17 protein-coding genes and 1 pseudogene are annotated in these 19861 nt (G+C 74.3%); 10 read left to right on the top strand and 8 right to left on the bottom strand.

Annotated elements, in window-relative coordinates:
• Positions 1-190: 190 nt before the first annotated feature.
• The 3 genes from AB0P06_RS31695 to AB0P06_RS31705 all read right to left on the bottom strand — a co-directional run bounded on the left by AB0P06_RS31695 (position 191) and on the right by AB0P06_RS31705 (position 3542).
• Positions 191-1435 (bottom strand): ribonuclease D, encoded by a 1245-nt coding sequence (locus tag AB0P06_RS31695; RefSeq protein WP_363613455.1) that lies wholly within the window; start codon positions 1433-1435, stop codon positions 191-193.
• Between the two features lie 389 nt (positions 1436-1824).
• Positions 1825-2541 carry a response regulator transcription factor gene (locus AB0P06_RS31700; protein WP_363613457.1) on the bottom strand — a complete coding sequence of 239 codons (717 nt, stop codon included), beginning with the start codon at positions 2539-2541 and terminating at the stop codon, positions 1825-1827.
• 338 nt (positions 2542-2879) lie between these two features.
• Positions 2880-3542 (bottom strand): DUF3000 domain-containing protein, encoded by a 663-nt coding sequence (locus tag AB0P06_RS31705; protein WP_363613459.1) that lies wholly within the window; start codon positions 3540-3542, stop codon positions 2880-2882.
• Positions 3543-3720: 178 nt separating this feature from the next.
• On the opposite strand from AB0P06_RS31705, the gene hemE reads away from it, so the two are divergent.
• A complete protein-coding gene (gene hemE / locus AB0P06_RS31710) occupies positions 3721-4791 on the top strand; it encodes a uroporphyrinogen decarboxylase (protein ID WP_363613487.1) in 1071 nt (356 codons plus the stop codon).
• 55 nt (positions 4792-4846) lie between these two features.
• Here hemE and AB0P06_RS31715 read toward each other — a convergent pair whose 3' ends face one another.
• Both AB0P06_RS31715 and AB0P06_RS31720 read right to left on the bottom strand, forming a co-directional pair.
• Positions 4847-5956: a DUF4349 domain-containing protein gene (locus tag AB0P06_RS31715; RefSeq protein WP_363613461.1), complete on the bottom strand. Its 1110-nt coding sequence runs from the start codon at positions 5954-5956 to the stop codon at positions 4847-4849.
• Between the two features lie 149 nt (positions 5957-6105).
• The gene (locus AB0P06_RS31720) at positions 6106-6546 is read right to left on the bottom strand and encodes a DUF523 domain-containing protein (protein WP_363613463.1); all 441 of its coding nucleotides are present in this window, start codon (positions 6544-6546) and stop codon (positions 6106-6108) included.
• A 296-nt stretch (positions 6547-6842) separates the two neighbouring features.
• On the opposite strand from AB0P06_RS31720, the gene hemG reads away from it, so the two are divergent.
• Together hemG and hemQ are read left to right on the top strand one after the other, a co-directional pair.
• Positions 6843-8279 carry a protoporphyrinogen oxidase gene (gene hemG / locus AB0P06_RS31725; RefSeq protein ID WP_363613465.1) on the top strand — a complete coding sequence of 479 codons (1437 nt, stop codon included), beginning with the start codon at positions 6843-6845 and terminating at the stop codon, positions 8277-8279.
• A complete protein-coding gene (gene hemQ / locus AB0P06_RS31730; RefSeq protein WP_363613467.1) occupies positions 8276-9001 on the top strand; it encodes a hydrogen peroxide-dependent heme synthase in 726 nt (241 codons plus the stop codon). The genes hemG and hemQ overlap by 4 nt, the downstream gene beginning before the upstream one ends.
• A gap of 83 nt (positions 9002-9084) precedes the next feature.
• Here hemQ and AB0P06_RS31735 read toward each other — a convergent pair whose 3' ends face one another.
• From AB0P06_RS31735 to AB0P06_RS31745, 3 genes and pseudogenes are all read right to left on the bottom strand, one after another.
• The gene (locus AB0P06_RS31735) at positions 9085-9867 is read right to left on the bottom strand and encodes a TIGR04222 domain-containing membrane protein (protein WP_363613469.1); all 783 of its coding nucleotides are present in this window, start codon (positions 9865-9867) and stop codon (positions 9085-9087) included.
• 69 nt (positions 9868-9936) lie between these two features.
• Positions 9937-11013, bottom strand: a complete 1077-nt coding sequence (locus tag AB0P06_RS31740; protein ID WP_363613471.1) for a TIGR04222 domain-containing membrane protein — start codon at positions 11011-11013, stop codon at positions 9937-9939.
• A gap of 27 nt (positions 11014-11040) precedes the next feature.
• Positions 11041-12464: pseudogene (locus AB0P06_RS31745) on the bottom strand (DUF692 domain-containing protein).
• 259 nt (positions 12465-12723) lie between these two features.
• Between AB0P06_RS31745 and AB0P06_RS31750 the strand changes: the two are divergent.
• The 7 genes from AB0P06_RS31750 to AB0P06_RS31780 all read left to right on the top strand — a co-directional run bounded on the left by AB0P06_RS31750 (position 12724) and on the right by AB0P06_RS31780 (position 19481).
• Complete coding sequence (locus AB0P06_RS31750; protein WP_363613473.1) at positions 12724-13647, top strand: GNAT family N-acetyltransferase; 924 nt, start codon at positions 12724-12726, stop codon at positions 13645-13647.
• A 271-nt stretch (positions 13648-13918) separates the two neighbouring features.
• Positions 13919-14944, top strand: a complete 1026-nt coding sequence (locus tag AB0P06_RS31755; protein ID WP_363613475.1) for an MBL fold metallo-hydrolase — start codon at positions 13919-13921, stop codon at positions 14942-14944.
• Between the two features lie 114 nt (positions 14945-15058).
• Entirely contained in the window at positions 15059-16882 is a 1824-nt protein-coding gene (locus AB0P06_RS31760) for an ATP-binding protein (protein WP_363613477.1), read from the top strand.
• Complete coding sequence (locus tag AB0P06_RS31765) at positions 16879-17304, top strand: roadblock/LC7 domain-containing protein (protein ID WP_363613479.1); 426 nt, start codon at positions 16879-16881, stop codon at positions 17302-17304. Before AB0P06_RS31760 ends, AB0P06_RS31765 begins: the two co-directional genes overlap by 4 nt.
• Positions 17301-17654, top strand: a complete 354-nt coding sequence (locus AB0P06_RS31770; protein ID WP_363613481.1) for a DUF742 domain-containing protein — start codon at positions 17301-17303, stop codon at positions 17652-17654. The genes AB0P06_RS31765 and AB0P06_RS31770 overlap by 4 nt, the downstream gene beginning before the upstream one ends.
• Positions 17655-17709: 55 nt before the next feature.
• Positions 17710-18270 (top strand): ATP/GTP-binding protein, encoded by a 561-nt coding sequence (locus AB0P06_RS31775; protein WP_363613489.1) that lies wholly within the window; start codon positions 17710-17712, stop codon positions 18268-18270.
• The gene (locus AB0P06_RS31780) at positions 18267-19481 is read left to right on the top strand and encodes a cytochrome P450 (protein ID WP_363613483.1); all 1215 of its coding nucleotides are present in this window, start codon (positions 18267-18269) and stop codon (positions 19479-19481) included. Before AB0P06_RS31775 ends, AB0P06_RS31780 begins: the two co-directional genes overlap by 4 nt.
• Positions 19482-19861 lie beyond the last annotated feature (380 nt).

Genomic DNA, 19861 nt, shown 5'->3' on the forward strand with positions numbered 1-19861 from the left:
CACCGCCATGCTACCCGTCGGTAACCAACCTGCCCAGGCCCGGCGGCCCGATCTCCCCGTGTGTCCCGCGCCACGTCCCCGCCACACCCCGTCACATGCCTCTGCGGACTCCCCCGGCCCGGGTACGCCGAAAGGGGATGCCGTCCGTGACGACATCCCCTTTCGGCGTACCTCCGTGTGCCGGTGCTGCTCAGTTCTCCTGGGCCGCCGCCTTGGCGAAGGCCGCGGCCATCGCCGGTGCCACCAGCTCCACCTGCCACTGCCGGGCGCCGAGCCGGCGCAGCGCGGCGGCCACCCGTTCGGCGTCGGCGTCGGCCGGCGGTTCCCAGGAGACCCGGCGGACCAGGTCCGGGGTGATCAGGTTCTCGGCCGGCAGGTTGTGCCGCTCGGCCAGCTCGCTCACCGCGGCCCGCGCCCCGGACAGCCGGGCGGCGGCCACCGGGTCCTTCTCGGCCCAGGCGCGCGGCGGCGGCGGGCCGTCGTGCGGTGCGGCGGCGGGCGGCAGCTGGTTCTCCGGGACGTCCCGGCCCCGCTGTACGGCCGCCAGCCACTGTTCCAGCTGGCGCCGGTGCACCCGCGGCCCGAAGCCCTGAACGCCCTGGAGGGCGGCGATGTTGAGCGGCATGGCCAGCGCGGCGTTGACGATCGCGGCGTCCGAGAGCACCCGGCCCGGCGAGATGTCGCGCTCCTGCGCGGTCCGGTCCCTGGTCAGCCACAGCTCGCGCACCACGGCCAGCTGGCGGCGCCGGCGGACCTTGTGCAGCTGGGAGGTGCGGCGCCACGGGTCGGTGCGCGGCGCGGGCCGGGGTGCGGCGGCGATCGCGGCGAACTCCTCCAGCGCCCAGTCGAGCTTGCCCTGGGCGTCCAGCTCCTGTTCGAGTGCGTCACGCAGCTCGACCAGCACCTCGACGTCCAGAGCGGCGTAGCGCAGCCAGGGCTCGGGCAGCGGGCGGGTGGACCAGTCGACCGCCGAGTGCTCCTTGGCCAGGCTCAGCCCGAGCACGCTCTCGGTCATCGGCCCGAGGCCGACCCGGGCGAAGCCGGCGATCCGCCCGGCCAGCTCGGTGTCGAACAGTCTCTGGGGTCTCATGCCGACCTCGGCCAGGCAGGGCAGGTCCTGGGTGGCGGCGTGCACCACCCATTCGGTGTCCGCGAGGGCGGCGCCCAGCCCACTGAGGTCGGGGCAGGCGATCGGGTCGATCAGCGCGGAGCCGGCGCCCGCGCGGCGGAGCTGGATGAGGTACGCGCGCTGTCCGTAGCGGTAGCCGGAGGCCCGCTCGGCATCGACGGCGACCGGTCCGGTACCCGCGGCGAAGGCGGCGACGGTGGCGGCCAGCGCCCCCTCGTCCGCCACGACTGGCGGGATCCCCTCCTTCGGCTCAAGGAGCGGGACCGGGGCTGCTTCTTCTGGGATGGCTGCTACGGCGTCGGTCACCCACCAAGGGTACGACGGTCCTCAGAACCGGGAGTGTTGTCGGACTGGTCAGACCGGGTCCATGACGATCTCTCCGCCCACCCGGTCCGAGCCGAAGCGCCGCACCAATCCCAACCCGCTCCCACCCGTTCGCCTCGTTCCGCCCGCCCCTATCCGCCTCGCCCGCCGCCCCAGCCCGCCCTACCCGCCCCGAGCCGAAGGGGCGCGCCGGTGCCGAAAGGAAGGAGCGAGGAGGCCCCGAGGAACGAGGGGTCTTGGAGCGACGACCGTCGGCACCGGACCAGAGCGCCCCGGAGGCGAGCGGGCGAAAACACAGAGGCGAGCGGGCGAAAATACGGCCCTGGAGGAAACGTTCCTCCAGGGCCGCCGCAGCGGTCCCACCTAGGGCGTCAGTGAATGATTCCGGTCCGCAACGCGACCGCGACCATCCCGGCCCGGTCGCCGGTACCGAGCTTCCGGGCGATCCGGGCGAGGTGGCTCTTCACGGTGAGCGCGGACAGGCCCATCGCCACACCGATCGCCTTGTTGGACTGGCCCTCCGCGACCAGCCGCAGTACCTCCACCTCGCGGCCGGAGAGCTCGCGGTACGCGGCCTGCTGTGCGCCCGGCGCTCCGGGGGCTCCGGGGGCGCCCGGCACACCGGCCGAGCCCGGCACGCCCGGCATGCCGGGGCGCCGCATCCGGCCGGCCAGGCCGCCCGCGCCGAGCGGCAGGCCCGGGCGGCCCGGCATGGCGACGTTGGTGCGCGTCCCGGTGACGACGTAGCCCTTGACGCCGCCGGCCAGCGCGCTGCGGACGGCGCCGATGTCGTCGGCGGCGGAGAGTGCCAGGCCGTTGGGCCAGCCCGCGGCGCGGGTCTCGGCCAGGATGGTCAGCCCGGAGCCGTCCGGGAGGTGCACGTCGGCGACGCAGATGTCGCGTGGGGTGGAGACCCGGGGGCGGGCCTCCGCGATCGAGGACACTTCGATCACGTCTCGGACGCCGAGGGCCCACAGGTGGCGGGTGACGGTGTTTCGGACGCGGGGATCGGCGATGACCACCATGGCGGTGGGCTTGGTCGGCCGGTAGGCGACCACGTTTGCGGGGTGCTCAAGAAGGACCGACACCAGGCCTCCTGCGGGGAGTGGCGGACGGAACCCCGATGGGGGCGGTCGGAGTGTTCCGCGTTTGGAAAGGGTCACAGTCTGCTTCGGCAGCTACCGTGCCCGGCTTTAGCGAAAGATCACGATCTAGTGAGTAACAATACGGACAAATCGCGCAGGCGACTGATGTGACATGCCTGGAATTCGTACAAAATCGATCAGATCCAGAGCGGATTGGCCGGTTTCGGTGGGTTTCGACCGGTCGATTGACGTGGAGCGGAACGAAGGCCACACTCCGTCAGCCCCGGGGGGCGCCGGTCCGATGCGGACCGGCGCCACTCCTTCGTGCGAACCGGCGCGAATCAGTGCGAACGCGGGCGCCGGCGGGCGGGCATCGGAACCACTCCACCGAGTGACGAGGCATCGGCGGACTGCTGCGCCGCCGGTACGGCCGGCGGCAGGCCGGCGCTGGTGCAGAGCAGGTCCCCCCAGGCCGCCAGGTGCCGCTCGAAGCGGCCGTCGGCCGGCGTCCAGGACGCGCGGATCTCGATCTCGGTGGACGACGCCCGGTCCGCCAGCGCGCCGAAGTACTGCGAGGCGCATCTGGTCACCGTGCCGGACGGCTCCACGAAGCCGGCGCCGTGCGTCTGCAGCGCGTCCAGCAGCCAGGCCCAGCCGACCTCGGAGAGCATCGGGTCGCCGGCCATTTCGGGCTCCAGTTCGGCCCGGGTCATGGTCACCACCCGGAAGTCACCGTTCCAGGCCTCCTGGCCGGCCGGGTCGTGCAGCAGCACCAGCCGGCCGTCGGCCAGCTCCTCGCCGTCCACCTCCACGGAGGCGGTCAGCGCGAACGAGTAGGGGGCGAGCCGGCGTGGCGCGGGTACGGCGGACAGTTCGATCTCGGGGCGCAACCGCACCCCGCTCAGTGCCTCGACGGCGGCCCGGAACTCGCTCGGCGCCCCCTCCCGACCCGTTCCGCCACCTGTTCCGCCACCCTGTGCGGGGTGCCCGCCGACCGCTGCCATGACCCGAAGACTAGGTCGAAAACCTGGGTAATCGCCGCAACTTCTGCCCGTGCGGCGTGCCGGGACGGCAATCCGGCCAGATCTTGGAGGAACCCACGAGGCCGGGCGGGGAGTGCCACCCGGGGTACGTGCGAAGATTTGAACCGTGAGTGAGACAACGGCAGACACCACGGCAGCCATCAGCACCGGTCAGCAGCCCCCCGCGCGCCGCGGCGCCGCGTACGACTCCGCCTTCCTGCGCGCCTGCCGGCACGAGCCGGTGCCGCACACCCCGGTGTGGTTCATGCGCCAGGCCGGCCGCTCGCTGCCCGAGTACCTGAAGGTCCGCGAGGGCATCCCCATGCTGGACTCCTGCATGCGGCCCGAGCTGGTCAAGGAGATCACCCTGCAGCCGGTGCGCCGGCACAAGGTGGACGCGGCGATCTTCTTCAGCGACATCGTGGTCCCGCTCAAGGCCATCGGCATCGACGTGGACATCAAGCCCGGCATCGGCCCGGTGATCGCCGACCCGATCCGCACCGCCGAGGACCTCAAGCGGCTGCGCCCGCTGGAGCCGGACGACGTCCCCTACATCACCGAGGCCGTCGGCCTGCTGGTGGACGAGCTCGGCTCCACCCCGCTGATCGGCTTCGCCGGGGCGCCCTACACCCTGGCCAGCTACCTGATCGAGGGCGGACCGTCCAGGAACCACGAGAACACCAAGGCCATGATGTACGGGCAGCCCGAGCTGTGGGCCGCCCTGGTGGACCGGCTGGCCGACATCACCTCCGTCTTCCTGAAGGTGCAGATCGAGGCCGGCGCCTCCGCCGTCCAGCTCTTCGACTCCTGGGTCGGCGCGCTCGCCCCCGACGACTACCGCCGCTCGGTGATGCCGGCCAGCACCAAGGTCTTCGACGCCGTCGCCGGATACGGTGTGCCGCGCATCCACTTCGGCGTCGGCACCGGTGAGCTGCTCGGCCTGATGGGCCAGGCCGGCGCGGACGTCGTCGGCGTGGACTGGCGGGTGCCGCTGAACGTCGCCGCCGAGCGGGTCGGCCCCGGCAAGGGGCTCCAGGGCAACCTCGACCCGGCCGTGCTGTTCGCGCCCACCAGGGCGGTCGAGACCAAGGCCCGCGAGGTGCTGCACGCCGCCCAGGCGATCGGCAGCAGCGGCCACATCTTCAACCTCGGCCACGGTGTGCTGCCCAGCATGGACCCGGACGCGCTCAGCCGGCTCGTCGCCTTCGTGCACGAGGCCAGCGCGCGCTGACCGGTCCAGGACAGGACGGTGGCGGGCCCCCGCAAGGCCGCCCGCCACCGCTGTCTCAGCTGTACCGCTCCTCTTCCTCCTCCACCGTCTCCTCCGCCTCCGGACCGGCCGGGAAGCCGGGCCGGCCCGGCGCATGGGCGGGCCGCGGGGGCAGCTTGGCCGCCCGCCGCCGCCGGAGGAACCAGAAGGCGAACGCCGCGGGCCCGAGTACCAGCAGGAACGGCGCCACCGCCGCGACCGCGATCGCCAGCCCGCGGACGATCGTGACCAGCACGTCCCAGCCGCCGCCCAGCGCGGAGCCGACCGAGTGCCAGAAACCCTCCTCGCTCTGCTTCGGTGCGTCGGGCGCGTCGGTGTGGGCGGGCGTCGGCTCGCGCCGTGCGTCCAGCGTGAGGGTGGAGAGCGAAGTCCGGGCGGCCAGCTCCTTCTGCTGCTTCTGCAGCGACTCCAGGTCCGCCTCACGGCGGCTCAACTCGCTCTCCAGACTGGTGATGTCGGCCAGCGACTTCGCCTGGCCCATCAGCGCCCGCACCCGCTCCACGCTCGCCTGCTGGCTCTGGACCCGGCTCGCCACGTCCGCGACCTGCTGGGTCACGTCGTCCGCCTGGCTCTTGCGCGACAGCACCTCGCCGAGTGCGGAGAGCTGGTCCAGGGTCTGCTGGAACGCCGCCGACGGCACCTTGAGGGTGATCTGGCCGTTCAGCGGGCCGCCGGGCCGGGGGGCCGCGCTGTACGGGTCCCTTCCGTCGGGAGCCCCGCCGTTCACCGTCTCGCCGCCGATGTAGCCCCCGGCGGCGGCCGCCAGCTCGCGGGCCCTGGCGAGCACCTGGGAGACGTCCGTGGTCCGCAGCGACAGCTGCGCGGTGTAGGCGATCAGCCGGGTGTCCGCGGCCGGCACGGCGCCCGGCTGCCCGGTCGCCTGCCCGGTCTGCCCCGCCGCCCCCGCCGCCCCCGCCGTTCCGCCCGCTCCGGCCGGAGCCGCCGACTGTGCGGCACCGGCGGCCGGCGCTGCCGCGGCCGCGGGCGCCTCGTCCTTCCTCGCCGCGCTGTCGCCCCCCGCCCGGGCGTCCATGTTCCGCTTGGCCGCGCCGCACCCCCCGACCAGCAGCGCCGCCGCGACCACTCCGGCCGCCAGTGCGCCCGGTCTGCGTCGTCCTCGCACCACGATCGAACCCTCCCCGAACCTTCGGTCCGGCGCCCCGACCGGGGCGCCCAGACCATTCGACGGGCGAGGGCCCGAATCGGACCGGTCCGGGAGATCGCAACTCGATCACGGCTCGGTGGCGGAGGGGACACGTACGGTCGCCGGGGTGGCTACCCGGCCTCGACCTCGATGCCCGCCCGCCGCAGCAGCGCCGCCGTCACCCCGTCCCCCGGGCGCAGGGCGCCGGTGAACGTGCCGTCGTAGACCCGGCCGCAGCCGCACGAGGGGCTGCGGGCCATCAGCAGCGCCCGCCGTGCCCCGGCCGCCTCGGCGGCGGCCAGCGCCTGCCGGGCGCCGTCCAGGAACGCCCCGGTGCAGTCCGCCCCCGTCACGTCCACCACCCGGGCCCGCCCGGCCAGCACGTCCTCGCCGTCCCCACCGACGATCTCCGCCGCCGGCCGCGGCGTCGCCAGCCCGCCCGCCACCTCCGGGCAGACCACCACCGCCTGTCCGGCCTCCACCAGCCCCACGGCCGCCGCCGACGTCTTCGCCCGCCCGTCGTACCGGCACGGCACACCCGCCAGACACGCGCTCACCAGGATCGGTTCCATGGCGGAAAGCTTAGGGCGTGTCTGACAATTCCCGCCGGGCGTGCGGCGTTGGGGCACACACTCCCCCAGCCTCCGGCCGGGAGGTGCCCCCACGCCGCGTTGTCGTCGGTCGCCGATGCTCCGCATGGACTCCCTCCTCCGCCTTGCGATGCACGCACCCCAACGCCGCGCGCTGATCCGCCGCGAATTGTCAGACACGCCCTGGCCGTGCTCTGATCGGCGGCGCCGCGGAGGGGGAATCGTCCGGAAGCGGGCGGAGTGCGGCAAAGGTGTAAGGACCTGCAAGACTGCGAGGCATGTCGCAAGCACATGTCGTCGTGATCGGCGGCGGTATCGCCGGGCTGGCCGCGGCCGCCTTCCTCAGCGGTGCGGCCGGGGGGAGCGCGCGGGCCCGGGTGACGCTGCTGGAGGCGTCCGGGCGGGTCGGCGGGAAGCTGTACGGCGGAGAGGTCGGCGGGGTCCGGGTGGACCTGGGGGCCGAGTCGATGCTGGCCCGGCGGCCCGAGGCGGTCGAACTGGCCCGTGCGGTCGGGCTGGGCGAGGAGCTGGAACCGCCGACCACCGCCAAGGCCGCGATCTGGACCAGGGGCGCGCTGCGGCCGCTGCCCGGCGGGCAGGTGATGGGCGTCCCCGGTGACCTGGACGCGCTCGCCGCCTCCGGGGTCCTCACCGCCGAGGGGCTGGAGCGGACCCGGCACGAGGGCGGTACGGAGGTCGCGGACGACATCGCGATCGGCCGGTACGTCGCCGCCCGGCTCGGCCGCGAGGTCGTGGACCGGCTGGTCGAGCCGCTGCTCGGCGGCGTCTACGCCGGGCACGCCGACGAGATCTCGCTGCGCGCCGCCGTGCCGCAGCTGCTGCCGATCGCGCAGGGCGGCGGCTCCCTGGTGGCCGGGGTGCGCGAGCTGGCGACCCGGCCGCAGAGCACCGCCGGGCCGGTGTTCCAGGGCCTGCGCGGCGGCCTCGGCACGCTGCCGGAGGCGGTCGCGGCGGCCTGCGTCAGGGCCGGAGCCGAGCTGCGGACGCACACGCCGGTGGACGAGCTGCGCCGGGCCCCCGACGGCTGGCGGGTGGTGACCGGCGGCGGCGAGACGCTCACGGCGGACGCCGTCGTGCTGGCCGTGCCCGCGCCCGCCGCCGCCCGCCTGCTGCGCACGGACGCGCCGGGCGCGGCCGCCGAACTGGACGGGGTCGAGTACGCGGGGATGGCGCTGGTCACCCTCGCCTTCCGGCGCGCGGACCTGCCCGAACCGCCGGCCGGCAGCGGCTTCCTGGTGCCGCCGGTGGACGGCCGGCGGATCAAGGCGTCCACCTTCTCCTCCAACAAGTGGGGCTGGCTGGAGCGTTCCGCCCCGGACGCGTTCCTGCTGCGCACCTCACTGGGCCGGCACCGCGAGGAGCAGGCGCTGGACCTGCCGGACGAGGAACTGGTGGCCCGTTCGCTGGAGGACCTGGGCGAGGCGATCGGCCTGACCGCCCGTCCGTACGACACCGCCGTCACCCGCTGGCGGGCCGGCCTGCCGCAGTACCCGGTCGGCCATCTCGACCGGGTGGCCCGGATCCGGGCCGCGGCCGGGCGGCTCGGCGGGCTGGCGCTGTGCGGGGCCGCGTACGACGGGGTGGGCATCCCGGCGTGCGTCGCGAGCGCGCGGACGGCGGTGGCCGCGATCGTCGACAGACTGCCGACCCCGGAGACCGGGGAAGGTTCCACGGAGAGGACAATGGGCGCATGACTGAGACCGTTGAGCGGCAGCCGGAGCAGCAGCCCGAGAAGAAGAAGGCGCGCGACCTGAACCAGGTCATCCGCTACACCATGTGGTCGGTGTTCAAGCTCAAGGGCGCGCTGCCCGAGGACCGCACCGCCCTCGCGGCCGAGGTGGACGAGCTCTTCGCCCAGCTGGCCGCGAAGGACATCACGGTGCGCGGCACCTACGACGTGTCCGGTCTGCGTGCCGATGCCGACATCCTGGTCTGGTGGCACGCCGAGGACTCGGACGACCTCCAGGACGCGTACAACCGCTTCCGCCGCACCGGCCTCGGCCGGGTGCTGGAGCCGGTCTGGTCGAACATGGCGCTGCACCGCCCGGCCGAGTTCAACAAGTCGCACATCCCGGCGTTCCTCGCCGACGAGCGCCCGCGCGACTACGTCTGCGTCTACCCGTTCGTCCGCTCCTACGAGTGGTACCTGCTGCCGGACGCCGAGCGGCGCGCGATGCTCTCCGAGCACGGCCAGATGGCGCGCGGCTACCCGGACGTGCGGGCCAACACCGTGGCCTCCTTCGCCCTCGGCGACTACGAGTGGCTGCTCGCCTTCGAGGCGGACGAGCTGCACCGGATCGTCGACCTGATGCGCGACCTGCGCCCGTCCCGGGCCCGGCTGCACGTCCGCGAGGAGGTGCCGTTCTTCACCGGCCGCCGCAAGCCGGTGAGCGAGCTGCTCAACGGCCTGGTCTGACCGGCCGCGCACCATGTGGAGGGGCCCGCCTCGGCGGGCCCCTCCACGCGTTCTCCGGCCGGAGCGCGTCGGCCGGGCCGCGGTCAGTCGCGCTGGGGGCGGAGCGCCGCGCGCAGCCGGGCGTCCGGGAGGGCGGCCGGGCCGATCATCGCGACGGCGGTGAGCAGTTCACGCTCGTCGTCGTCGACGAGGCCGTGCTGGCGCGCCGGGCGGACCTCGCGCAGCACCTCCTGGCCGACCGGTGAGGCCCACTGGGTGTAGGGGTAGACGTCGACCCGGGCCATCAGCAGCGTGCCCGAGGTGAGGATCAGCGGCAGCGAGAACCAGGCGAGCGGCACCAGCGTGTCACCGTCCGCGGCCCCGCCGACGGCCAGCGCGGCGGCCAGCAGCACCAGCGAGAGCAGCAGCGCCTGCCGGACCTGCCGGATCACCAGGACGGTGTTCTGCTGCACCGACGCCGGGGTGGCCAGTCCGGCCAGGGTCAGCCGGCCGCCGATCTCCAGCACGGTGGGGTGGACGCCCATCGCCCGCCGCAGGTCGGCCGTCCGGCACTGGCCCTCGGGCCCGACGGTGGCGACCACCGCGCGTTCCAGCCGGCTGCGGCCCTTGGGGTCGACGACGGTGGTCCAGCCGGTGTGCGCGAGGTGCAGCCGCCCCCGGGAGGACATCAGGACGAGCGCCAGCTCCACCACCCGGTCCGGGCCGCCCGCCAGGTAGGCCGTCTCGTACAGCCCGATTCCGACGGCCTCGGACGGCCGCGGTCCGTCCTGTCCGGCGAGGGTGTCCGCGGTGGCGGTCATCCGGACCAGCCGGATGCAGGAGAGCACCGCGGCGACGCAGGCCGGGATCAGGAAGAGCAACCACATGGGCTTGTTGTAGACCTCTCGCGGTCGCGCGCGGAACGCATTCCCGGAGCGCGATACCGAACTGTGACGTCAGGAGCCGCAGCTCGAACCACCACAGCTCGAACCGCAGCTGGAGGAGGACGAGGACCCGCAGCTGCTGGAGCCGGAGCCGCAGCTCGACGAGGACGAGCCGCAACCGCTGGAACTGGAGCCGCAGCTGCCGCCGCCGCAGCCGGATCCGGAGGACCCGGAGTCGGAGGAGCCGCACCAGGCGGCCGAGCCGCCGCAGGAGGAGCCGGACGAGGACGACGAGCATGACGAGGACGACGAGGAGGAGGACGAGGAGCCGCCGGTGGCCGCCGTGGACCGGGCGGCCGCGTCGGCCGCCGCCGCGGCGAGCATCGCCTCCTGCAGTTCCTCGTCCCCGAGCCCGGCGGCGGCCAGCCCGCCCAGCGCGATCGCGCCGAGCAGCGCGCCGCCCGTCGACCTGGGCGCCAGACCGGCACTGGGCTTCCACGGCTTGCCGCTGTTCATCAGAATGAGCTGGCGGCAGCCGGCCAGGGTGATCCGGCCCTTGACCGGCCAGGTGAGGATCAGGGCGACCAGGCCCACCACGAGCAGGACCGGCGGGATCCACGGCGCGGGCCGGTCGGAGCCGGCGTCGCCGGAGTCCAGCAGATAGGCCGCGACGGTGAACACCACCACGCCCAGCAGGGCGAACCAGAGCCGGCGGCGTGCCAGGCGGGCCCGCCGCAGCCGGACGGGGTTGCGCATCAGGCCGCGGTCGGCGAGCCGGTCGCCGATCTCCTGGACGGCGGGGGAGCGCATCACCTCGCGGCGCAGCGGGGTGAGGTCGCGGTGCTTTGACGGTCCGACGGCCTCGATGATCGCGAGGTCCACGGCGTCGTACGGCGTGCCGGTGGTGACGGTGACCAGGCCGGCCCGGTTGACCACCACCCGGCCCGCCTGGTGCATCCGCACCAGCGCGGTGTCGAAGACCCGGCCGGGGCCCCCGGACAGGAAGGCGGTGTCCAGCAGCGGCAGGCCGCGGCCGGGCAGGCCCTTGGCGAAGGGCACGCGCTTGACCAGCACCTTGGCCCGGATCGCGGCGACGGCGGCCGCGGCCAGCAGGACGGCCGGGACCAGGTAGTAGACGTTGTGCCACATGGGCGTTTCCCCCGGAATGGTGAGGTCTTACAGTTCGTGGGAGGGTCCGGCGCTTCCCGCCGGCCTCTTCTGGTCGTGTGGCCGCGGGCCGGGTAGCAGGGCCCGGCGCAGGCGGGTGAGCGGGCCGGGCCGTCGCCCGGCGGCGGGGTCGAGCCACTGCCGCAGGGCGGTGCGGTGCTCCTCTCCCGTGGCATCGTCCGCGATCGCCCAGGCGGCGAAGGCGCGGGCGTCGGCGCGGTAGCCGCCGGTCTGCGGGTGCCGGCGGGCGTACGCGAGGAACAGCGGTCCGTACTGCGGCCCGAGCAGGCGGGGCAGGGCCGGGGCGACCTTGGCGGCGGTGTCGCGGCGCTTGGCGGCCAGGCCGATCGACTGGGCGCGCACCTGGGCCTCGTCGAAGCCGGGCGGGACGGGGCCGCCGGCCACCAGGGCGGCCAGCAGCGCCTCCTGGCGCCGGGCCAGCGCGGCGCGGGCGGCGGTCAGGTCCGGGGCCTCGGGCGCCGGGCTCCCGTGGGCGGGGATCTCGTGCGCCGGGGGCTCGTGCGCCGGGCTCTTGTGCGCGGGGCCCTCGGGCGCCGGGCTCTTGTGCGTGGGGCCCGTCATGTCGTGCGGCCCCCCTTCAGCACACGCCGGATGGCGTCCAGTTCGCCGGCCAGTTCGGCGGGCGGCGGGAAGGCGGCGTCCCGTTCCAGCAGCACCCCGGGCGGTGCCACCCGCGCGCAGAGCTCGGCCAGCACCTCCAGCACCGGCTCGGTGACGGGGTGGGCGTGGGTGTCGTGCCAGATGCCGTCGATCATCGTGCCGCCCGCCACATGGACGTAGGCCAGCGCCTCCAGCGGCAGTCGGTCCAGCTCGGCGGCCGGGTCCAGGCCCAGGTTGACCCGGTTGGTGTGCAGGTTGGCGACGTCGATCAGCAGCCGGACGCCGGTGCGCTCGACCAGCTCGGCGAGGAACTGGCCCTCGGTCAGCTCGTCGTCCGGCCAGGCCAGCTGGGCGGCGATGTTCTCCAGCGCCAGCGGCACCGGGAGCAGGTCCTGTGCGATCCGGACGTTCTCGGCGACGACCCGCAGGGCGTCGCGCGAGCGGGGCACCGGCAGCAGGTGCCCGGCCTCCAGGCCGCCGGCCCGGACGAACGCCAGGTGTTCGGTGACCAGCGGGGAGTCCAGCGCCTCGGCCGCCTCGGCGAGCCGGGCGAGCCGGGCCGGATCGGGCCGGTCGGCGCCGCCGAGGCCGAGCGCGACGCCGTGCGGCACGACGGTGACGCCGCGGGCCCGCAGGACGGTCAGCGACTCGGGCAGGTGGTCGGCGCAGATGTTCTCCGCGACCACCTCGACCCAGTCCAGGCCGGGTTGCCGTTCCACCACGGTGTCGATCTCACTGCGCCAGCCGAGGCCGATGCCGAGCCGGTTCGCCGGGGTGGCCGCCGCGGGCCGGTTCACTGCGGGGGAGGTCATCGGTGCGCGCCCCCTTCGGAGGGCTGGGTGGGGTGGCCGTCGGGTGGTGCGGGCGTCGTCGCCAGGACCGCCGGGCCGTGCTGCTGAGGATGTCCCCGGGTGGGGTGGCTGCCAAGCCTCGCCCGGTCATCTCAGAGCATTATTTGAGCTTGAGGGCCCGGTGGTGAGGGACTTTAGTCCCGTCCGCCGTGCCGAGCTGCTGGTGGGGGCCGAAATTCGGAGGCGGCCCGGCCGGGCGGGCGGTTAGCGTGGCGCGTCTATGACGACACTGACGATTCGTGACTTCCGCCCGGCCGACGCCGGGGCCGCCGCCGCCGCGCACACCGCGGGCCGTGAGCACCTCCTGCTCACCCCCGAGGTGTTCGTGTGGCTGAACACCCGCCAGGCCGGGGGCGAGCACTTCCGTACCTTCGTCGCCGAGCTGGACGGCGAGGTGGTCGGGTCGATCCGCTGCGGTGTGGTCACCGGGACGACGACCAAGGGCGTCGGGTACGCCAACGGCAGTGTGCTGCCCGCGTACCGGGGCCGCGGCGCCTTCACCGCGCTGCTGGCGGCGGCCGAGCGGCACCTCGTCGAGCACGGTGTGGTGGAGCTGCACAGCTGGGTGGACGACCGGCCGGAGTCGCTGGCCTTCGCCGCCCACCGGGGCTTCACGGAGGGGCGGCCGGCCCACTTCGCGGGCCGCGACCTGACGCTCCCGCTGCCGGCGGCCACGGTGCTGCCGCCGGGTGTCGGGCTCCGGCCGGCCACCGACTGGGTGGACGACCCGTACCCGGTCTTCCTCATCGAGGCGGACGCGATCCGCGACGAGCCCGGCGAGGTCGAGATGGACGCCGCCGACTACGAGGACTGGCTGCGCGGCGCATGGGCCCGGCCCGACCTCGACCGGGAGCTGACCGTGGTGGCGGTGGTGAACGGCGAGCCGGCCGCGTTCACCGCGGTGCAGACGGACGGCGCGCACCGGTACTGGTCGGCGTTCACGGCCTGCCGCCGGGAGTTCCGGGGGCGGGGCCTGAGCAAGCTGGCCAAGGCGGAGTCGCTGCGCCGGGCCCGGGCGGCGGGCTACCGCTGGGCGTACACCAGCAACGACGCGACCAATGCGCCGATGCTCGCGATCAATGCGTGGCTGGGATACGAACGCTGCGCGAGCGAGCGGAAGTTCACCAAGCGGCTGGACGGCTGAGGCCCCGCCGCCGCGGTCCGGGGGCGTACTCACCACGGGATTTCCGGATTTCTGCACCGAGTACCCGGACCCTGCCCGCGCTGTGATGGCCCCGGCCGGTCCGTCGTCGCGCCGTCCGTTCCCGTTTCGTGGTCCGTCCCGCTGGGTGAGACGATTGGTACCGACCAAGGGTGTGCGAATCGGGACAGGTCGGGAGAGTCTGGGGCGCGGCCTGTCGGTGAACGTACAGGAATTTTCCCGCCCCTGACACATCATGGGCATAATCGCGCACATGACGATCAACCGTGCGAACGTGAGCGCGATTGCCGAGGACCTGTATGTGTGGCTCCCCCCGAAGCGGGGCTGGGGCCTGGCCAACTGCGGACTGCTGGTCTCGCCGAAGACCGCACTGTGGATCGACACACCGTACGACCCCTCGATGGCCGCGGAGTTCCTCGCCGAGAGCCGCCGCCGGCTGCCCGACGGGGTCACGGTGGACCGGGTGATCGTCACGCACGCCAACGGCGACCACCTCTGGGGCGCCGGGGTGCTCCCGGACGCCGAGGTGATCTCCACCCGCGAGGCGCTGGAGCACATCCACTACGAGCCGACCCCGAAGCAGCAGCACGCGCTGGTGACGGGCAGCGACCCGGCCTCGCCGCTGGGCGGCTACCTCCGCGAGCACTTCGGGCAGTTCGACTGGTCCGGCACCGAGCCGGTACGCCCGGACACGGTGTTCCACGGTGAGCTGGAGCTGCGCGTGGGGGAGTACCCGGTGCAGGTGACCGGGCTGCCGGCCGCGCACACCGGCGGCGACCTGATCGTCCACCTGCCGCGACAGCGCGCGGTGTTCACCGGTGACGTGATCTTCGGATCGACGCCGCAGCAGCCCGGCGACCACCCCGTGCACTGGGCCGGCCCGCTGCAGAACGTGATCGAGGCCTGCGAGCGGATCCTGGCCACCGGCGCCGAGGTCGTCGTCCCCGGCCACGGCCCGGTGCTCGACCGCTCCGGCGTCCAGGCGCACATCGGGTACCTGGAGTACGTCCGGGACCGCGCGCACGCCCTGCACGCCGCAGGGATACCCGCGCTGGACGCCGCCCGGCGGGTCATCGCCGAGCAGCGTTACCCCGAACTCGGCCTGCCCGAGCGGCTGGTGCTCACCGTCGCCGCCGAGTACCGCCACCTGGACGGCTCCGAGGTGCCGAGCGTCCTGGAGGCCATGAGTCAGGTTGCCCTGGTGGCCAGGGAGTTGGACGAGGATACTGGTCGGGTGCCGCGGCTCCGGGCGGGGCGGAGCACCGGCTCGCCCGCCTGACCGGACGGATCGAACAGACCGGACGGACCGCAGCGCCGGCGCCGCCGTCGGCCCGTCCGGACCGTGCACGCACCCCCTTTCCAGCCCTTCCAGCGAGGACTTCCGAGGACTTCGATGACGCAGATCGCGCTGCTCGCCCTGGTGGTGGCCGCCGCCGTGCTGGCGGGTGTCCTGGCCCGCGGCCGCTCCCGGGCCCTCACCCGGGCCGCGGCCGCCGAGACCGGACTGGCGCACAGCGAGGAGCGCACCCGCGTCGCCGAGGGCCGGCTGGCCCGGGCCGAGCAGCAGCAGCGCGAGGCGCAGGACGCCGCCCGGCACGCGGCCGAGGAGACCCGCCGCGCCGAGGGCCGTTACCGGGCCGCCGAGGAGCGCACCCGCGAGGCGGACGAGCGGACCAGGGAGGCCGCCGAGCGCGCCCTGGCCGCCGAGGGGCGGACCGGTCAGGCGGAACGGCTCATCCACCAGGCGGAGGAGCGGGCGGCCGCCGCCGAGGGCCGGACCGCCGAGGCCGAGCAGCGGCTGACCGACGCGGACGAGCGGACCAGGGAGCTGCTGGCCGAGATCGGCCACCTCGCCAAGGAGCGGGTGGCGGCCACCGCGCTGCGGCTCAGCCACCCCAACGCGCCGGTGGCCGGACCGCTGGACCGGCAGGGCATCGGCCCGGAGGCGGTCCAGGCCCTGCAGGCCGTGCTGGACGCGGCCGCGGCCGCCATCACCGACGAACGCGAGCGGGTCGACGCCGCCGCCCGGGCCGCGATGCGCGGCGCCACCTCCAAGATCCAGACGCTGCTGTACCAGATCCAGAGCCTGGTCCAGCAGCTCCAGCACGACAACGACGACCCCCGGCTGCTGGAGGTCGACTTCCGCAACGAGGTCGCCCTGCGCCGGATCCAGACCATCGCGGTGCTCTGCGAGGCCTGGCCCGGCCTGGCCCGGACCGACTCGCCGCTCGCCGAGGTGGTCGTCGGCGCGCTCTCCCGGGTGCCCGGCTACGCCCGCATCAAGGTGGCCAACCACCTGCGGGAGAGCCGGCTGGCCGTGGTCGCCCGGGCCGCCGAGCCGCTGGCCATCACCGTCGCCGAACTGCTCGCCAACGCCACCGCGTACTCGCACCCGGAGACCGACGTCCCGGTCACCGTCCAGCAGGGCGGCCGCGGGGCACTGGTGATCATCGACGACAGCGGCATCGGCATGGAGGAGGACCAGCTGCGCCGGGCCCGCAGGCTGCTGACCGGCCCGCCCGAGGTGCTGCTCACCGAGCTGGGCAACCCGCCGAAGACCGGCTTCGCCGTGGTCGGCAAGCTCGCCCGCCAGTACGGCTTCTCCTGTCACATCGAGCCCTCGCCGTACGGCGGCATGCGGACGATCGTGCGGATCCCGGCGGCGCTGCTGACGGTGGTGGACGACGAGCAGCCGCTCTCGGTGCTCACCCCGCTGCCGCTGCGGGCCGGCGCGGGCCCGGCTCCGGCGCCCACCGTGCAGGCCGTGCCGACCCCGCGCGAGCTGTCCGACGGGCGCGACGGGCGCACCGTCCGCGACCCGGACCGGCCCGAACCGCCGGTCGGGCACACCGTGCCGACCATGCACGTCGTGCCGTCCGGGCCCGACGCGCCACCCGTGCAGGCCGTGCCGTCCGGCGACGGCAGCGGGCTGCCCAGCCGCCGCCGGCGCCAGCCGCTGCCGTCCGACGACCGGGTGCCCGTCCCGCGCGCCGCCGACCCCACCGCCGAACGCAGTCCCGCCGGAACGCCCGCCGCCCCGCCCGCCCGCACCCCCGAGCAGGCCGCCGCCCGCTGGCAGGCCCTGCAGCAGGGCACCGGGACCGGCCGGGCCGCCGTGGCGGAAGCCGCGGACCGGGCCGACCGGTCCGACGGCACGGCCGACACCGCAGGTACCGGCCACAGCCCCGCCCAGACCCCCGAAGGAGCCGAGCAGTGAGCACGAGCCCTACCGCCACCGACGAGATCTCGTGGGTGCTGACCCCGCTGCTGGAGCTGCCGGGAGTCCTGCACGCGGTCATCGCGACCGGTGACGGCCTCGTCGAAGGCGCCTCGGACGGCCTCGACCGGGCCTCCGCCGAGCGGGTCGCCGCGATGACGGCCACCGTGCACGCCGCCGCCCGCGCGTTCACCAGCGCCTTCACCGACACCGACCAGCCCCGGCTGGCCCAGACCGTGGTCGAGTCCGAACTGGGCTTCGCCATCGTCGTCCCGGCCGGGGAGAACACCTCGCTCGCGGTGTTCACCTCGCCGGAGGCCCAACTCGGCAACGTGGCCTACCAGATGCAGGTGCAGGTCGCCGCCCTGGGCCGCGCGATGGCGAGTCCGGCACGGCAACAGGAGAGCACCGCCCGGTCATGACCGCCGTACCCCGCAGGCGGATGGTGCCCGCCTATCTGGCCACCGGCGGCCGCAGCAGGCCCGGCGGCGCCGGCTTCGAGCGGCTCACCGTCCTGTACGCCGCGGGCGCCGAGCCGCCGTCGGAGCTGGAACACGAGCACCGGCGGCTCTGGGAGCTGCTGCGCCCGGGCGCGCTGACCGTCGTGGAGGCCGCCGCGCACCTGCGGCTCCCGGTCAGCGCCACCGTCTTCCTCGCGGCGGATCTGGTCGACGCGGGCTGTTTACGGGCCCGCAGCCCGATCCCCCGCGCACAGCAGACCGACCGCTCCATCGTTGAGAGGCTCCTCGTTGGACTCCGCACTCTCCGGTAGCCCGACCGGCCGCCCGAGCCGGGTGGGCTACCTGCCCGACCGGGACCAGACGCTGATGAAACTGGTGGTCGCCGGCCCGTTCGGGGTCGGCAAGACCACGCTCATCCGCACCCTGTCGGAGATCGCCACGCTGCACACCGAGGAGGCGATGACCGAAACCGGCGCGCCGGTGGACGACGCGGCGGGCCTGCCCGAGAAGACCACCACCACGGTGGCGGTCGACTTCGGCCGGCTCACCCTGCCCGGCCAGCTGGTGCTCTACATGTTCGGCACGCCCGGCCAGCGGCGGTTCTTCCCGCTCTGGCAGGACATCGCGCGCGGCGCTCTCGGCGCCCTGGTGCTCGCGGACACCCGCCGGCTGGCCGACTCCTTCGAGATCATGGACATGGTCGAGGAACAGGGCCTGCCCTACGCGGTGGCCGTCAACTGCTTCCCCGACGCGCCCGTGCACTCGATCGAGGTGCTCCGGACCCATCTGGACCTGCATCCGGACACCCCGCTGGTGCTCTGCGACGCCCGCGAGCGCCGCGCCAGCCTGGACGCGCTGATCGCGCTGGCCGAACACGTCCTGGACGTCCTGCCCGCCGCACCCGCCGCCGCCCTGGAGCAGCCGTGACCGCCGACACCAGCCCGCCGAGGCCCGAGACCCGGCCGATCCCGATCTACGGCCCGGTCTTCGCGGCCGACCCGCAGCTCGTCTACGAGCAGCTGCGCCGCTACGGCGCGGTCGCCCCGGTGGAGATCGCGCCGGGCGTCGAGGCCCTGCTGGTCACCGACTACCAGGCCGCGCTGGACCTGCTGCGCGACACCGACACCTTCTCCAAGGACTCCCGGGCCTGGCAGCAGACCGTCCCGGCGGCCTCACCCCTGCTGCCGATGCTCGGCTACCGGCCGACCGCCCTGTTCAGCGACGGCGAGGTGCACGCCCGCTACCGGCAGGTGATCACCGACGGGCTGGCGCTGATCGAACCGCACCTGCTCCAGCGCCGGGTCGCCGAGGTCGCCCACCAGCTGATCGACCGCTTCGAGGCGGCCGGCTCCGCCGACCTGATCGCCGAGTACGCGCGGCAGCTGCCGGTGTTCGTCTTCAACACCTGGTTCGGTGTGCCGGAGGAGCACAGCGCCCGGCTGGTCGCCGGCATCTCCGGCATGATCGAGTCCACCGAGAAGGCCGGCGCGGCCTACGCGGACCTCGTCTCGGTGGTGACCGGCATGGTCGCCGAGCGCCGCGAGCACGCCCGGCACGACCTGACCTCCTGGTTCCTCAACCACCCGGCCGGGCTGGACAACGACGAGGTGATCCGGCAGATCACCCTGACCATGATCGCCGGGCACCAGCCGACCACCAACCTGATCGGCAACGCGCTGCTGCGGCTGCTCACCGACGCCCGCTACGCCGGATCGCTGTTCGGCGGTGCGATGACGGCCTACCAGGCGATCGACGAGGTGCTCTGGCACGAGCCGCCGCTGGCGAACTTCTCCGCCCACTACCCCCGGTACGACATCACCTTCCACGGCCGGGAGATCGCCGCCGGCTCGCTGCTCCTGGTCTCCTACGCGGCCGCCAACTCGCGGGCCGCGCCGGACACCGACGGGGGCGAGCTGCGCAGCGGCGAGAGCGCCCACCTGGCCTGGGCGGCCGGGCCGCACGCCTGTCCGGCCCGTGACCCCGCCCTGCTGATCGCGATCACCGCGATCGAGCAGCTCACCAGCCGGCTGAGCGACCTCGCGCTGAGCACCCCGGCCGACGACCTGTTCTGGCGCCCGGGCCCGTTCCACCGCGCCCTGGTCCACCTGCCGGTCCGGTTCAGCCCGGTCGGCGGGTAGGCCCGGGAGCGGCGCGCCTCCGGATTCGTTCGGGGGCGCGCTGTTTTGTGTTGCGCCAGGGGGTTTGTTCGCGCGCCGTCTGTTCGGGTGATCCGGAGAGGGGATTATCTGGTTCCGGCGCTGGTGTTCGTCTGCCGCGTCTACGGTGATCCTTGCGGCCAACGGTGGTGTCACGCCGACCTGTTGGCTCATGTCATCTGATGATCCGTGCCAAAAGATGCTCCCCGGCGGTGCTGGAACACCCCGGGGCTCGGCACCAGGAGATGAGAGCTCCCTATGCAGATCCATCGTATCCCGAAGCATGCGCCCGGGTACACGATCCTCGACAACGGCCACGTCGTCCGGAAGCACTCGCTCAGCTGGGCGGCCCGAGGGCTGCT

It is taken from the genome of Kitasatospora sp. NPDC088351 (assembly GCF_040685575.1).
Classification (GTDB): Bacteria; Actinomycetota; Actinomycetes; order Streptomycetales; family Streptomycetaceae; genus Kitasatospora.

What these genes read in the sequence shown, in the direction of transcription:
- hemG (WP_363613465.1), top strand. Translation starts at nt 6,843, where the DNA reads ATGTCGCAAGCACATGTCGTCGTGATCGGCGGCGGTATCGCCGGGCTG.
- AB0P06_RS31770 (WP_363613481.1), top strand. Translation starts at nt 17,301, where the DNA reads ATGACCGCCGTACCCCGCAGGCGGATGGTGCCCGCCTATCTGGCCACC.
- AB0P06_RS31735 (WP_363613469.1), bottom strand. Translation starts at nt 9,867, where the DNA reads ATGTGGTTGCTCTTCCTGATCCCGGCCTGCGTCGCCGCGGTGCTCTCC.
- AB0P06_RS31775 (WP_363613489.1), top strand. Translation starts at nt 17,710, where the DNA reads ATGAAACTGGTGGTCGCCGGCCCGTTCGGGGTCGGCAAGACCACGCTC.
- hemQ (WP_363613467.1), top strand. Translation starts at nt 8,276, where the DNA reads ATGACTGAGACCGTTGAGCGGCAGCCGGAGCAGCAGCCCGAGAAGAAG.
- AB0P06_RS31740 (WP_363613471.1), bottom strand. Translation starts at nt 11,013, where the DNA reads ATGTGGCACAACGTCTACTACCTGGTCCCGGCCGTCCTGCTGGCCGCG.
- AB0P06_RS31750 (WP_363613473.1), top strand. Translation starts at nt 12,724, where the DNA reads ATGACGACACTGACGATTCGTGACTTCCGCCCGGCCGACGCCGGGGCC.
- AB0P06_RS31760 (WP_363613477.1), top strand. Translation starts at nt 15,059, where the DNA reads ATGACGCAGATCGCGCTGCTCGCCCTGGTGGTGGCCGCCGCCGTGCTG.
- AB0P06_RS31705 (WP_363613459.1), bottom strand. Translation starts at nt 3,542, where the DNA reads ATGGCAGCGGTCGGCGGGCACCCCGCACAGGGTGGCGGAACAGGTGGC.
- AB0P06_RS31755 (WP_363613475.1), top strand. Translation starts at nt 13,919, where the DNA reads ATGACGATCAACCGTGCGAACGTGAGCGCGATTGCCGAGGACCTGTAT.
- AB0P06_RS31720 (WP_363613463.1), bottom strand. Translation starts at nt 6,546, where the DNA reads ATGGAACCGATCCTGGTGAGCGCGTGTCTGGCGGGTGTGCCGTGCCGG.